The sequence below is a fragment of the Oerskovia flava genome (assembly GCF_026163685.1).
GTDB classification, from domain to species: Bacteria; Actinomycetota; Actinomycetes; order Actinomycetales; family Cellulomonadaceae; genus Oerskovia_A; species Oerskovia_A flava.
Window position 1 is genome coordinate 80,912 of record NZ_JAOXSR010000008.1, and the last position, 12,805, is coordinate 93,716.

Below are 12,805 nucleotides of genomic sequence, written 5' to 3' on the forward strand. Positions count from 1 at the left end.
CGCGCTCGCAGCGAGCGCATCGCACGAACGAAGGACAAGCCATGGACCTGGTGGATCAGCGTCGTCGCGTCGCGGTGCTCTACGGCACCCGCCCCGAGGCCGTCAAGCTCGCTCCCGTGGTGCAGGCGCTGACGCGCCGCGACGGGCTGCACCCCGTCGTCGTCACCTCCGGACAGCACCGCGAGATGCTCGACCAGGTGAACACCCTGTTCGGCATCGTCCCCGACCATGACCTCGGTCTGCTGCGCCAGGGGCAGACGCTCGACGACGTGCTGGCCGGCGCGGTGCGCGGGTTCGGCTCGTTCCTCGACGAGCACCCCGTGGACGCCGTCGTCGTCCAGGGGGACACCACGACCACGTTCGCGGGGGCGCTCGCCGCCTTCCACCGGCGCATCCCCGTCGTCCACGTCGAGGCGGGACTGCGGACGGGTGACCTGTACTCCCCGTTCCCGGAGGAGGCCAACCGCCGGTTCGTCTCGGTGGTCGCGACCCGCCACTGCGCCCCCACCGAGGCGTCCGCGCAGAACCTCTACGCCGAGAACGTGCGCCGCTCCGACGTCACCGTCACCGGCAACACCGTCATCGACGCCCTGGTGCAGGTCGCGTCCCGCCAGAGCGACGTCGGTGACCCGATCATCGACGAGGCGCTGCGCACCGGGCGGCGGATCCTGCTCGTCACCGCGCACCGGCGTGAGTCCTGGGGTTCCGGCATCCGCGACGTCGCCGAGGCGCTCGTGCGGGTCGCGAACCTGTACCCCGACCTGCTGATCGTCCTCCCGATGCACCGCAACCCGCTCGTCCGCACGACGATCTCGCCGGTCGTGCGCGGCGTCCCCAACATCCACCTCACCGAGCCCCTCAGCTACGAGGCGTTCAGCCACGTCCTGTCCCGCTCGACGGCCGTCCTCACCGACTCCGGCGGCGTCCAGGAGGAGGCCCCGGCGCTCGACATCCCCGTCGTCGTGACCCGGGACACGACCGAACGCCCCGAGGTCGTCCAGGCCGGCGGCGCCGTCCTCGTCGGCACGGACCAGCAGCGCATCGTGCGCACCCTCCGCGAGCTCCTCACGAACGAGGAGTTCCACCGACGGATGGCCCAGTCCCCCAACCCGTTCGGGGACGGTCTCGCGTCCGAGCGCGTCGTCGACGTCGTCGAGGACGTCCTGGGCGTGCACACGCCCGCCAGCCGGGCCGGCGACCCGAGAGAGGTCCCGGTCGAGGTCCCGGCTGTGGTGGGGGCTGTCTGAGCACCACGAACCAGACCGTCCAACAGCGCGGCGGGACGAGCGAACGGCGTGGCATGCAGATGCCACGCCGTTCGTCTGCCACCTCGCTGCCAGGAGGTCAGCCGGCTCTGAGGAACTCCGGGCGGATGACCTCGCGCAGAGCGGCGGCCACCGTCGTCAGCTCGATCGGGCTCGACGCCGGCCGGTCCGCGTCGTCGAGCTGCTCCAGGATCGCCAGACGGGCCATCGTCGAGACCGGCAGGTCCCTCGCCTCGGCAGCAGCCGCCAGGCGCGCATACTGCGGCGCGGTCAGCCGCACGGACAGAACTCGAGGCGCCGCGCCATCCCCACGTCGGACGCCGACGGCGTCGTCGGGCAGCGGACGATGGCGGACAGCCTCGGACTCCTCCCCCACCTCGACCAGCAGTTCCTCGACCGTCGGCTCGTCACTCGACATCGTTCACCGCCTCCTCTGCCCCGCGACCCTCATTGTGTAGTGGAATCTACTACGCGCTGGACCCCGTCGCCAGACTCCCGGCCGTCCGCTTCCGGGGGTGCGTCCGGCGCGTCGTCCGCGGCGGCGGGTGCGTCGGGGACGGTGAGGGCTGCGATGGCGGTGGTGATGGGGATGGCGAGGACGAGGCCGATGGAGCCGACGAGCGTGCGCACGACCTCCTCGGCGATCTCGCCGGCGGTGAGGCTGGCCCCGATGTTCTGGTCGGAGAGGTAGACGGCCATGAGGAGCGGGAGCGCGGCGCCCACGTACGCGAACGCGATGGTGTAGACGGTCGAGGCGATGTGGTCGCGACCGATCCGCATGGCCCGGCGGAACAGGTCCAGCCGGGTCGCGAGCGGCGCGACGGCGCGCAGCTCCCACACGGCGGAGGCCTGCGTGATGGTGACGTCGTTGAGCACACCCATCCCTGCGAGGACGATCCCGCAGACCACGACGCCGCGGATGTCGATCGTCGGCGCGTACTGCGGCAACCAGAGCGACTCCTCCGACGTCAGCCCGGTGACGTTCGACGCCGACGCGCCCCACATGGCGAGCCACGCCGTGACCCCCAGGCCGATGAGCGTCCCGAGCAGCGCGGTCGAGGTGCGCGCGGTGAACCCGTGCGCGACGTACAGCACGACGAACATCACGGCCGACGACGTCACGAGCGCCACCCCCAGCGCGTGCTGCCCGGTGAGCAGGGCGGGGAGCGTGAACTGCGCGATCATGATGAACGCAAGGACGAGACCGGCGAGCGCGGCGAGGCCGCGCCATCGGGCGACGGCGAGGACGACAGCCGCGTAGGCGATCGCGAGGATGCCGATGGGGATGCCGCGCTCGAAGTCGAGGAAGACGTACGGGCTGCCGGACGCGGCGGCCTGCTCGATGTACAGGAGCTTGATGCGGTCGCCCACCTCGAACCCGTACGCGACGTACTCGGGGGGCGCGAGCACCTCGATGGCCTCGCCGTCGAGGTCTGCCGGGACGGCGCCCGTCACCTCCTCGACCGGGCCGGTGACGGTGGCGTACAGGACGCTGCTGCCCTCGGCGGCGACCGGGATGCGGGGCGGGACGTCGGACGACGCGGGCCACAGGAGCAGGACACCGGCGATGGTCGCGAGCAGTGCGGGCACGAGGAACGCGGCGAGCGTGACGCGGACGCGACGGGTCGCCGGGAGCGGCGGCGCGTCGCCACCGTGCGCGTGCCCGTGCGAGTGCGCGTGGACATGCCCGGAGGACGGCGTCGCGGACCTGCGGGGAGCAGCCCGACGCTGGATGTCACGGCGTCGCGGCGTGGGCTCGGTGGAAGTCACCCGACGATGCTGGCACACCGCCCGCGCGTGCGCGGACGGCGCGGCAGCGGAGTCGTCACGGGATGTCGATCAGGCCACGCTGCACGGCGCGGGCGAGGCGCCGGGGGACCTCGACGGTCCGGCCGTCGACACGGACGGGGACGAGCTGGGGCAGCGTCGTCTTCCACTGCGACCGGCGGGCACGGGTGTTCGAGCGGGACATCTTGCGCTTCGGGACGGCCACGAGGGCACCTCTCAGGACGGCGGACGAGCAGAGCACCCCACTCTAGATAATGGGAACAGTTATCAGCAAATCGCCGGCCAGAGACGCGAAGGGCCCCGGGTGCATCGGCCAAAGCCGACCCACCCGGGACCCTGTCACGCGAGGACGCGCCCGGCAGAGATCACCAGGCCGCGGGTGCGACGCGCCTCAGCGCGCCGCGATCGTCACTTGGCGACGGCCTTCTTGAGGAGGCTGCCGGCGCTGATCTTGACGCCGAAGCCGGCGGGGATCGAGATCTCCTCGCCGGTGCGGGGGTTACGGCCGGTGCGAGCGGCACGCTCGACACGCTCGACCGAGAGGAGACCGGTGATCTTCACGGCCTCGCCCTGACCGAGCGACTCGACGAGGACCTCCTGGAAGGCGTTGAGGGCGCTCTCAGCGTCAGCCTTGGTGAGGCCGGACTTGCCGGCGATGGCCGAAACGAGCTCAGACTTGTTGAGCGACATGCGGATCCCTTCATTGGTTCACGTCGGATGGCGGTCACCGCCCGACGTCAAGGTCTCAGTTTGCCAGCCGTTCGGCGGGACTTCGGGCACAACACTAAGGAATGTGCGGTGTTTCGTGCGACCCGACACCCCGCGGAGGGTCTCCGGTCGCCTGCCGCACGCGCCGCACACTACTCGCAGGCGAGTCCGCTCTCGAGCGCAGCGAGGTTCGCTCGCATGATCTCGAGGTAGTCCTTGCCGTCGTCGACCCTGCTCTCCAGGGGGTCGAGCACGTCGGTCGCGACCCCGAGGTCGTTCGCCAGGCGCGCCGTCACGGACGAGCTGGTCGCGACCTCGAAGAACAGCGTCTCGACACCCTCCTGCTCGACGACGTCCCGCACGTCCCGCAGTCGCGCCGGCGACGGCTCGACCTCCGGGTCGATCCCGGCGATGCCTACCTGCTCGAGGCCGTAGCGGTCCGCGAGGTAGCCGAACGCCTCGTGCGACGTGACGACCGTGGCGCCCTGGCAGGCCGCCAGCCCGGACTCCATCTCGCCGTCCAGCGCGGTGAGGTCGTCGGCCAGCGCGTCGGCTCCCGCGGCGTAGGCGTCGGCGTTGTCGGGGTCGACCGCCGCGAGCTCGTCGGCCACCGCGTGGCCGACCGGGATCAGCAGGGTCGGGTCCAGCCAGAAGTGCGGGTCGCCGCTGGCGGCGACGGACCCGCCGGTCGTCTCGTCGACCACCGCGGAGGCGTCGACCACGTGCTCGGGCGCCCGGGCCGCGACCGCCTCGTCCGTCGCAGGCTGCATCCCCTCGAGGTAGAGCACGAGGTCGACCTCGCCGACGCTGCGGACCTGCGCGGGCGAGAGCTCCAGGTCGTGCGGCTCCGCGGCGGGCGGCGTGAGGTTCGTGACGTCGACGAGGTCGCCCCCGACCCGCTCGGCCACGAACTGCAGGGGGTAGAAGGCGGCGAGCGCCTCGAGACGACCGTCGTCGGGCGTGCCGGCGTCGGTCGACGACGCACAGCCGGTGAGCAGCGCGACGGCGGCCACGCCGGCGACGGCGCCAGCCATGACGCCGGCAGGACGAGAACGCCGCGGCGGGCCGAAGATGCTGCGGGACTGGTGGTTCGGGTGGTGCACGGGTTACCTCAGAACGTCGGGGAGCTGCACGAGCGGTGGTCCGGACGAGGGCATGCCGACGGGCCCGGCCGCGAGGCCGGGCCCGTCAGAGGATCACTCGTCGTCGTGGTCGTGATCGTGGTCGTGATCGTGGTCGTGGTCGTCGTGACCCTCGTCCGCGCCCTCGGCGCCCTCGTGGTCGTGACCCGCGTCCTCGTGGTCGTGGCCCTCGTGGTCTTCCTCGGTGTGCTCGTCGGAGTCCGTGGCGCCGTCCGCACCGTCCTCGCCGTGCTCGTCCTCGTGGACCGCCGGGACGTCGCCGGAGATGCCGTTGAGCTCGTTGGGCGTCACGGTCAGCTCGACCGAGTTCCACACCTCACCGGTCTCGATGTCGACCGCGTGCAGCGTGTTGGTGGCCGGCTCGGTGATGTACGCGGAACCGTCGAGGACGAAGAGGGTCGGGCGGGGCTCCTGCCAATCCATCGGCTCTTCCCAGGCGTCGATCACCGGGACGGAGCGCTCGAGCTCGCCGCTCTCGGGGTCGATGACGTGCAGCTGGCCGTCGGCGCCGAGCACCAGGGCCTCACCGTCGTCACCGCGTCCCAAGGAGCGGAACGTGTAGCTCGACGGCAGGTCGACGAGGGTCAGGCCGCCGTCCCGCGTGTCGATGAGCGAGACGCGCGTGGGGCGCTCGAGCTCGGCGTCGGGGTCCGACTTGTAGTCACCCAGGACGATCGGCGACTGCTCGCTGCCGGCCTGGTTGCCGATGCGCCCGTAGGCGTCCGGGCTGGAGACCTTGGCGATCTCGCCGTCCGCGTAGACGAGCGCGCCGTCCTCGCAGCCGATGACGACGGCCTCGTCGGCCGCCACGGCCTCGCCGTGGACGCCGGGGCACTCGTCGGAGGTCGCGATCTCCTCGTCGTCCGCGTCGAGGACGCGGATCCCCGTCCGGGCGTCCTCGGTGCCCTCCGAGACGACGAGCGAGCCGTCGGAGAGCTCGACGGCGACGCCGTGGTGGGCGCTGGGGGTCGTGTACTCGCGCAGCTCGACGTCGGGGTCGGCGACCTGGTCGGAGTCGAAGACGGCGATGTGCCCGGTGCCGTCCGCGAAGAGCGCGGTGCGGCCCTCGTGCAGGACGACGTGGCCCGGCTTCTCGGCCGGGAACGTCACGTCCGTCAGCGTCGGGGTGGTCGTGTAGTAGTGCGCGTGGTCGCCGTGCGGCTCGCCCCAGGAACCGGCGTCGAGCAGCTGGAACCCGGAGGCCGTCGAGACGAACACGTGGCGACCGTCGCCGGCCCCGTTGATGCGGTTGAAGCCCGCGAGCTCGATGTCGCCGACGGTCTCGAGCGTGGTCGCGTCGAGCACCTGGACGCCGCCGTCGTAGGTGAGGGCGAGGCGCGGTGTGACCGCGGCGGCCTCGACGACCTCGGCGACCTCCGGCGTCGTCTCCTCTGCGGGGGCGGACGACGACGCGTCGCCGCTCTCGCCCGTGCCGCACGCGGCGATCAGGGCGAGGGGCAGCGTCAGGCCGAGCGCGAGGTAGCGGCGCGGGCGACGGGTGGACCCGATCGCGGCGACCTCGGTGGTGCGGGGGTGCGTGTGGTGTACAGACATACGTGGCTCAGGTGCCGCGGGGCCGTGCGCCCTCGCGGCACCTTCTCCTCTCCAACTGGTTGTGCTCGTGATGGTCGTGCGGGGGTTCGTGCGGGGACCGGGTGCGGTCAGCCCTGGCGCGCCTTCCAGCGCGGGTTCTTCTTGTTGATGACGAAGGTCTTGCCGCGGCGGCGCACGACGATCGAGCCTTCCTTGTTCTTCAGCGAGCGGAGCGACGCGCGGACCTTCATCGCGTGCCTCCCGTCGAGCCGTAGCGGCGGCGGAACTTCTCGACGCGGCCTGCGGTGTCGACGACGCGCGCGGTGCCGGTGTAGAAGGGGTGGCTCGCGCTCGAGATCTCGACGTCGATCACCGGGTAGGTGTTCCCGTCGGTCCACTCGATCGTCTTGGCCGGGCGACCCGGGCCGCCGGGGTGGGAGGCCGCGAGGGTCGAGCGCGTGAGGAACGCGAAGTCGGCGGACTGGTCGCGGAAGACGACCGGGCCGTACTCGGGGTGGATGTCCTTCTTCATGGGTGTTCTCCGTTCACCAGCTGGACTTCTTGACGCCCGGCAGCTCACCGCGGTGCGCCATCTCGCGCAGCGTGATGCGCGAGATGCCGAACTTGCGGTGGTACGCACGGGGGCGCCCGTCGGACACGTCGCGGTTGCGCAGGCGGGTGGCGCTCGCGTCCCGGGGCTGCTTGCGCAGCTCGGTCGACGCGGCGGCCTTGTCGTCGGCCGAGGCGGACGGCGAGGCGATGATCTTCTTCAGCTCGGCGCGACGCTCCGCGTAGCGCTCGACGATCTCGCGACGCTGGGCGTCGCGGGCGATCTTGGACTTCTTGGCCATGGGTCAGCGCTCCTCGCGGAAGTCGACGTGGCGGCGCACGACGGGGTCGAACTTGCGCAGCACGAGTCGGTCAGGGGTGTTGCGGCGGTTCTTGCGGGTCACGTAGGTGAAGCCCGTGCCGGCCGTCGAGCGGAGCTTGATGACGGGTCGCAGATCGGTGCGCTTGGCCATCAGACCTTCTCCCCACGAGCGAGGATCTGCGCGACGATCACGTCGATGCCGCGCTTGTCGATGGTCTTGATGCCCTTGGCGCTGACGCGCAGCGTCACGTGCCGCCCGAGCGACGGGACCCAGTAGCGCTTCTTCTGGATGTTCGGGTTGAAGCGTCGCTTGGTCCGCACGTGGGAGTGCGAGATCGCGTGGCCGAAGCCGGGCTGGGTGCCGAGCACCTGGCAGACGGCAGACATGGTCATCCTTCGGGGTCGGGACCCGTCAGGGTCGGGACGAGGGTCGGGACGGTGGTCCTCGACGGGCGGTGTCGGACCGGCCTCGCGTAGAACGCACTGAGAACCGTTATCCCGACCTGAGGTACTGTACACGAGAATCGTTCTCAGTCAGTCTGGAGTGCACGATGCCCGTACAGCCCCGGTCCGACGACCGGATCCCCCTGCACGTCCTCACGTCGATCGACCCCGTCCTGCGCGACAGCGCGGTCTTCGGCATCGTCGTCGACACCCCGCGCACGGTCGCCCTGCGGCACGACATCCTCGCCGAGAGCGGGGAGCTGCGCCGGGTGGTCGTCGACGCCACCGGCGTCGTCGAGGACCTGCTCGTCCCGCTCGAGCACGCCTGCCTGTCGTGCGCGGTGCGCGAGGACGCGCTGCCCACGCTGCGCGAGCTCGCCCGCGACGGCCGGTGGGACCGGGTGGTGCTCGCGCTCCCGGTCTCCGCCGAGTCGCTCCCGGTGTCCCGCGCCCTGAGCGCCGCGAGCGAGCCCGGCAGCGAGCTCGACGCGCTGCGGGTCGCCACGGTCCTCACGGTGCTCGACGTCGAGTCGGCCGAGACCGATCTCCTCGACGACGAGCTCGTCTCCGAGCGCGGCATCGCGCTCACCGAGGACGACGGCCGGGCCATCGGCGAGGTGCTCGCCGCCCAGCTCGAGCACACGGACCTCGTCGTCACGTCCGGAGACCTGCGCGCCGCGCCGACGGGCTCCGGCCTCGTCGACCGCCTGCGCGCCGCGGGCTCCGAGCGGGTCGACGGCCTGCACCACCTCACGGTGGCGCTGCTCGACGCCGGGAGGTACGACGCGGTCGACGGTGAGCGGCGGGCGCACCCGCTCGGCGCCCGCGGCCCGCTGCACGCACCCGTGATGCCGGGTGACGCGTCCTGGACCCTGGAGCTCACCTCCAGCCGCCCGTTCCACCCCGAGCGCCTGCTGGAGCAGGTCGAGCGCCTCGGCACCGGGCGCCTGCGCAGCCGCGGCGTCTTCTGGGTACCGAACCGCCCGGACTCGTTGTGCGCGTGGGACGGCGCCGGCGGCCAGCTGAGCATCGGCGAGCTGGGGCCGTGGCAGGGACTGACCGCGCGCACGCGGCTCGTGTTCGTGGGCGCGGGCGGGGAGGACGGCCCGGACGGCCCGGACCCCGACGGCTCGGCGCTGCGGGCCGAGCTCCGCGCCGCGTTCGACGAGATCCTCGCGACCGGCGAAGAGATGGCTGACGGCGGGCTGCGCTGGCTCGGCCGGGAGGACGTCCTCGCTCCGTGGCTCGGGGCACGGAGCGAGGCCGCCTGACCGTGGGACACCGGAGGTCGCAGGACTCCACGAGGAGACGACCCCGGGGGCGGACCGCCGCGTGAGCTCCCCCCTGCGGGGCTCGCGTCACGAGCCGCCCCCGGGAGGTCGCCCGTGGCCGCACGACCCGGCGCGTGACCCGACACACCGGTCGTTCGCGACCACGGGCGATCTCGGGTGAGGAGAGCGATGGCGCCCCGGTTCGTGACATGTCGCCACAGGTGACCTAGGTCACAGGTTGCGCCTTCCGCGTGCGGCTTGCACGGGCAGGAGCGCCTCCGACCGGGTGAAAACCCCTCAGTCGGCCCGGCGACGCAGCACGAGGACCGTCGCCACGGCCGCCACCACGAGCACTCCACCCACGCCCGCGACGATCGGCAGCACGGAGCCGCCGTCGTCGGAGGACGAGCCGTCGGTCCCGGCCGGCGTCTCGGCGGGAGCGCCGGTCTCGGTCGCCTGGGCGGTCTCGGACGGGGTCTCCTCGGCCGGGCTCTCGGTCTCGGCCGGCGTCTCGGTCGCGTCCTCGGTCGCGGGCTCGGCCTGCTCCGCGACGTCGAAGGCGAAGGTGCCCTCGATGGGGTGGCCGTCGGACGACACGACCCGCCAGGCGACGGAGTACGCGCCGCCCGGCAGCGCGTCGGGCAGGGCCAGCACCGCGTCGGTGCCGTCCATCGTCGGCGCGCCCTCGGCGACGGTCTCCCCCGCCGCGTCGGTGACGATCACCCGGGGCTCGACGTCCAGCGGCTCGGTGTTGAACGTCAGGGTGATGGCCGACGGCGGGTCCGCCAGCTCGGCGCCGTCGGCCGGGTCGGAGGAGATCAGCCGGTCGTGCGCGCTCGCGGGTGCCGCGAGCGTCAGGACGGTCGCGAATGCCATCCCCAGCGCGAGGGCGAGCGCGAGCGCGGCTGCGAGGGCGTTGCGGGTCGTGAGTCGGGTGGTGCGGGTGTCTCGGGTGTTCACGTGTGTGCCTTCGGTCGAGTCGGTCCCCGGGCGCGCGGGCGCGCTCGGCCTCGTCACCACGCACGCGGGGCGTGCGGCAGGGGTGTCAGGCGGTGACGGGCCGGCCGCCCGACGGCGGCCCACGCGTCGGCGCGACCCCCACCACGTGCAGGGCACGCCGGGGGGCGGGGGCCGGTGACGCCGGCTGCAGCCGGCGTGAGGGGGCCGGTGCGACCGGCACCACGACCCTGGCGAGAGGCACCAGCCAGACGATCAGTCGGGCGAGGGCCTCCTCGCCGCGGGCGACGACGAGCGCGAGCACCACCGTGGCGACGACGTGCGCACCGAGCATCCACAGGTCCGACGGGGTGCTGTGGGCGAGGTGAGCGGCCGTCTCCGGCAGAGCGGGCACGACAGACCCGGTCGGCACGGTGCCGACACCGGCGCCCGTGCCGCACGCCCCGTGACCCGCGTGGCCCAGCGCGGCGGGAGGCAGTGCCGCCGACGCCGGTACGCAGGACCTGGCGACCCCGGTCCCCGGCGCGGCGAGCAGCGTGAGCGCCTGGTGCAGCAGGAGCTGTCCGGCGCCCAGGACGACCAGCAGGCGCGGGGCCGTGAAGCGGACGCTGCTGACCGCCGTCGTGCCGGCGACCGTGAACGCGGTCAGGGCCGCGAGGATCGCGGGGTGCGGCAGGACGCCGCCCGCGACGTGGTGCGCGAGCGCGGCGAGCGCCAGCACGAGGGTCGCCAGCAGCACCGCGCGCGTGACGCGCAAGGGGCCGGCGACCGTGAGCACGCCGTCCACCCTAGCTCTCGACCGGCGCCTCGCTGCGTGCGCGGGCGGCCCTGCCACGACCGCCCGCGCCGCCTGATCCGCCAGATCCGCCAGATCCGAGCACCGGGCCACGGGGCAGCAGCCGGTCGATCCCGACGATCACGAGGCCGAGCACGAAGAACCCGACCCCGTAGATCAGCACGTTCGTGACGAGCCCGCCCCAGCCCAGCTCGCCGAGGTCGACGAACCCGTACGGGTACTCGCTGCCCGGGCTGACGAGGCCGCGGACGGTCGTGAACCCGAAGTAGGCGAGCGGGTAGAGCAGCCATAGCGCGGCGTTCCGGACGCGCAGCCGGCGGTGACGGTCGCACAGCAGGAAGTCCACGAAGACCGCCAGCGGCAGCAGCTCGTGCTCGATCTGCCCGTCCGTGAGCCCGAGGAGGACAGCGGGGGCGTCCGGCTCCTCGGGGGCGAGGACGAAGAACGACACCAGCCCCGTGATCGCGGCGAAGAGCGTCACGGCGCCCTTCGCCCAGGCGGGCGGCTGGGGACGGCGCGTGAGCGAGGCGATCCCCGCCCACGCGAACACCACCGCGACGAGGAACCCCGTCTGGTTCGTGAAGTACACGAGCCCTTCGACGTCGCCGTCCCGCCAGATCTGGCGGGTGCCGACGAGGGCGAGCCCCACCAGCGCGAGACGGTACAGCCCGACGAGCACGTCCATGTGCGGTCCTCCAGGTCAGTGGTGGGGCGAGAGTAGCGCGAGACGCGACCTCTCTCACGTCCCGACGGACGGGAGAGGATGGGTCCATGACTGTTCACCAGACCACCCGCAGCTCCGTCGCCATCACGAACGGCTACGTCGTCCCCGTCGCCTCCGCACCCCTGGAGAACGCGACCGTCCTCGTCGAGGACGGGGTCATCACCGCCGTCGGGCACGACGTCGTGATCCCCGAGGGCGTCCCGACGATCGACGCCGCCGGCCGCTGGGTCCTGCCCGGCTTCCTCGAGTCGCACGCCCACATGGGCGTCATGGAGGAGGCCGAGGGGTGGGCCGGCAACGACACGAACGAGATGACCGACCCGAACGGCTCCGCCCTGCGCGCGCTCGACGCGATCAACATCGAGGACGAGGGCTTCCGGGACGCGCTGATCGGCGGGGTGACGTCCGCCGTCGTCAAGCCCGGCTCCGGCAACCCGATCGGCGGGCAGACCGTCGCGATCAAGACCTGGGGCGGTCGCACCGTCGACGAGCAGGTCATCCGGGAGGCCGTGTCCGTGAAGTCCGCCCTCGGGGAGAACCCGAAGCGGGTCTACGGCGACCAGAAGAAGACGCCGTCGACGCGCCTCGGGGTCGCGAAGGTGATCCGGCAGGCGTTCCTCGACGCCCAGGACTACGTCGCACGACGCGACGCCGCGGAGACCAAGGGCGAGCCGTTCGCGCGCGACCTCGGCAAGGAGACGCTCGCGCGCGTGCTCGCAGGCGAGCTGTTCTGGGACCAGCACACGCACCGTGCGGACGACATCGCGACGGCCCTGCGCCTCGCGGACGAGTTCGGCTACCGGCTCGTCGTCAATCACGGGACCGACGGCGCGGCGATCGCCGACGTGCTCGCCGAGCGCGACGTGCCGGTCATCTTCGGCCCGATGTTCACGTCGCGCTCCAAGGTCGAGCTGCGCAACCGGGACATCGCGAACCTCGGCGCCCTCGCCCGCGCCGGGGTGCGCGTCGCGATCACGACGGACCACCCCGTCGTGCCGATCAACTTCCTCGTCCACCAGGCCTCCCTCGCCGTCAAGGAGGGCCTCGACCGCGACGTGGCGCTCGCCGCGCTGACGACCAACCCGGCGTCGTTCCTGGGCCTCGACGACCGCGTGGGTTCGCTGACGCCGGGCCTCGACGGCGACGTCGTGATCTGGTCGGGCGACCCGCTCGACGTCAACGCGCGCGCCGAGCACGTGTTCATCACCGGCACGCAGGTCTACTCGTGGGACGCGACGGCGAACGGCGGCCGGGGCGCCGGCGTCGTGGTCGACCGCGGGGCGCGCTTCACCGACTGACCGACGAC

General features: G+C 72.6%; 17 protein-coding genes. 3 read left to right on the forward strand and 14 right to left on the reverse strand.

The genetic code is table 11. From position 1 onward, the window contains the following. The first annotated feature begins 41 nt into the window (after positions 1-41). On the forward strand, positions 42-1,247 hold the full coding sequence (gene wecB, locus OHL10_RS13490) for a non-hydrolyzing UDP-N-acetylglucosamine 2-epimerase (protein ID WP_265522744.1): 1,206 nt from the start codon (positions 42-44) through the stop codon (positions 1,245-1,247). A gap of 97 nt (positions 1,248-1,344) precedes the next feature. Here wecB and OHL10_RS13495 read toward each other — a convergent pair whose 3' ends face one another. The 11 genes from OHL10_RS13495 to rpmB form a co-directional block, all read right to left on the reverse strand. Further along, the gene (locus tag OHL10_RS13495) at positions 1,345-1,683 is read right to left on the reverse strand and encodes a hypothetical protein (protein WP_265522745.1); all 339 of its coding nucleotides are present in this window, start codon (positions 1,681-1,683) and stop codon (positions 1,345-1,347) included. Between the two features lie 29 nt (positions 1,684-1,712). Then, entirely contained in the window at positions 1,713-3,035 is a 1,323-nt protein-coding gene (locus OHL10_RS13500; RefSeq protein ID WP_265522746.1) for a YibE/F family protein, read from the reverse strand. Positions 3,036-3,090: 55 nt separating this feature from the next. Next, a complete protein-coding gene (gene rpmF / locus OHL10_RS13505; RefSeq protein WP_265522747.1) occupies positions 3,091-3,258 on the reverse strand; it encodes a 50S ribosomal protein L32 in 168 nt (55 codons plus the stop codon). Between the two features lie 203 nt (positions 3,259-3,461). Continuing rightward, positions 3,462-3,743, reverse strand: coding sequence for an HU family DNA-binding protein (locus tag OHL10_RS13510; RefSeq protein WP_265522748.1), 282 nt, complete (start codon positions 3,741-3,743; stop codon positions 3,462-3,464). Between the two features lie 170 nt (positions 3,744-3,913). Beyond that, positions 3,914-4,864, reverse strand: a complete 951-nt coding sequence (locus OHL10_RS13515) for a metal ABC transporter substrate-binding protein (RefSeq protein ID WP_265522749.1) — start codon at positions 4,862-4,864, stop codon at positions 3,914-3,916. A gap of 93 nt (positions 4,865-4,957) precedes the next feature. Then, entirely contained in the window at positions 4,958-6,457 is a 1,500-nt protein-coding gene (aztD, locus tag OHL10_RS13520) for a zinc metallochaperone AztD (protein WP_265522750.1), read from the reverse strand. A gap of 107 nt (positions 6,458-6,564) precedes the next feature. Beyond that, on the reverse strand, positions 6,565-6,687 hold the full coding sequence (gene ykgO, locus OHL10_RS13525) for a type B 50S ribosomal protein L36 (protein WP_265522751.1): 123 nt from the start codon (positions 6,685-6,687) through the stop codon (positions 6,565-6,567). Beyond that, positions 6,684-6,968: a type B 50S ribosomal protein L31 gene (locus OHL10_RS13530; RefSeq protein WP_265522752.1), complete on the reverse strand. Its 285-nt coding sequence runs from the start codon at positions 6,966-6,968 to the stop codon at positions 6,684-6,686. The genes ykgO and OHL10_RS13530 overlap by 4 nt, the downstream gene beginning before the upstream one ends. A gap of 13 nt (positions 6,969-6,981) precedes the next feature. After that, entirely contained in the window at positions 6,982-7,287 is a 306-nt protein-coding gene (gene rpsN / locus OHL10_RS13535) for a 30S ribosomal protein S14 (protein WP_265522753.1), read from the reverse strand. Between the two features lie 3 nt (positions 7,288-7,290). Further along, positions 7,291-7,458, reverse strand: coding sequence for a 50S ribosomal protein L33 (rpmG, locus tag OHL10_RS13540; protein ID WP_265522754.1), 168 nt, complete (start codon positions 7,456-7,458; stop codon positions 7,291-7,293). Next, positions 7,458-7,694 (reverse strand): 50S ribosomal protein L28, encoded by a 237-nt coding sequence (rpmB, locus tag OHL10_RS13545; RefSeq protein WP_265522755.1) that lies wholly within the window; start codon positions 7,692-7,694, stop codon positions 7,458-7,460. The genes rpmG and rpmB overlap by 1 nt, the downstream gene beginning before the upstream one ends. A 164-nt stretch (positions 7,695-7,858) precedes the next feature. On the opposite strand from rpmB, the gene OHL10_RS13550 reads away from it, so the two are divergent. Beyond that, positions 7,859-9,022 carry a CobW family GTP-binding protein gene (locus tag OHL10_RS13550; RefSeq protein WP_265522756.1) on the forward strand — a complete coding sequence of 388 codons (1,164 nt, stop codon included), beginning with the start codon at positions 7,859-7,861 and terminating at the stop codon, positions 9,020-9,022. 297 nt (positions 9,023-9,319) lie between these two features. On the opposite strand, the gene OHL10_RS13555 is transcribed toward OHL10_RS13550, so the two are convergent. The 3 genes from OHL10_RS13555 to OHL10_RS13565 form a co-directional block, all read right to left on the reverse strand. Next, the gene (locus OHL10_RS13555) at positions 9,320-9,982 is read right to left on the reverse strand and encodes a copper resistance CopC family protein (protein ID WP_265522757.1); all 663 of its coding nucleotides are present in this window, start codon (positions 9,980-9,982) and stop codon (positions 9,320-9,322) included. A gap of 85 nt (positions 9,983-10,067) precedes the next feature. After that, positions 10,068-10,757, reverse strand: a complete 690-nt coding sequence (locus OHL10_RS13560; RefSeq protein ID WP_265522758.1) for a hypothetical protein — start codon at positions 10,755-10,757, stop codon at positions 10,068-10,070. A gap of 10 nt (positions 10,758-10,767) precedes the next feature. Next, entirely contained in the window at positions 10,768-11,460 is a 693-nt protein-coding gene (locus tag OHL10_RS13565) for a Pr6Pr family membrane protein (RefSeq protein ID WP_265522759.1), read from the reverse strand. 86 nt (positions 11,461-11,546) lie between these two features. Between OHL10_RS13565 and OHL10_RS13570 the strand changes: the two genes are divergently transcribed. Then, a complete protein-coding gene (locus OHL10_RS13570) occupies positions 11,547-12,797 on the forward strand; it encodes an amidohydrolase (protein WP_265522760.1) in 1,251 nt (416 codons plus the stop codon). Positions 12,798-12,805: the final 8 nt, after the last annotated feature.

Excerpts from the sequence above, each read along its gene's own strand:
- OHL10_RS13570 (WP_265522760.1), top strand. The coding sequence starts at position 11,547 with ATGACTGTTCACCAGACCACCCGCAGCTCCGTCGCCATCACGAACGGC.
- ykgO (WP_265522751.1), bottom strand. The coding sequence starts at position 6,687 with ATGAAGGTCCGCGCGTCGCTCCGCTCGCTGAAGAACAAGGAAGGCTCG.
- OHL10_RS13565 (WP_265522759.1), bottom strand. The coding sequence starts at position 11,460 with ATGGACGTGCTCGTCGGGCTGTACCGTCTCGCGCTGGTGGGGCTCGCC.
- rpmG (WP_265522754.1), bottom strand. The coding sequence starts at position 7,458 with ATGGCCAAGCGCACCGATCTGCGACCCGTCATCAAGCTCCGCTCGACG.
- OHL10_RS13510 (WP_265522748.1), bottom strand. The coding sequence starts at position 3,743 with ATGTCGCTCAACAAGTCTGAGCTCGTTTCGGCCATCGCCGGCAAGTCC.
- aztD (WP_265522750.1), bottom strand. The coding sequence starts at position 6,457 with ATGTCTGTACACCACACGCACCCCCGCACCACCGAGGTCGCCGCGATC.
- OHL10_RS13550 (WP_265522756.1), top strand. The coding sequence starts at position 7,859 with ATGCCCGTACAGCCCCGGTCCGACGACCGGATCCCCCTGCACGTCCTC.
- OHL10_RS13495 (WP_265522745.1), bottom strand. The coding sequence starts at position 1,683 with ATGTCGAGTGACGAGCCGACGGTCGAGGAACTGCTGGTCGAGGTGGGG.
- OHL10_RS13530 (WP_265522752.1), bottom strand. The coding sequence starts at position 6,968 with ATGAAGAAGGACATCCACCCCGAGTACGGCCCGGTCGTCTTCCGCGAC.
- wecB (WP_265522744.1), top strand. The coding sequence starts at position 42 with ATGGACCTGGTGGATCAGCGTCGTCGCGTCGCGGTGCTCTACGGCACC.
- rpsN (WP_265522753.1), bottom strand. The coding sequence starts at position 7,287 with ATGGCCAAGAAGTCCAAGATCGCCCGCGACGCCCAGCGTCGCGAGATC.
- rpmB (WP_265522755.1), bottom strand. The coding sequence starts at position 7,694 with ATGTCTGCCGTCTGCCAGGTGCTCGGCACCCAGCCCGGCTTCGGCCAC.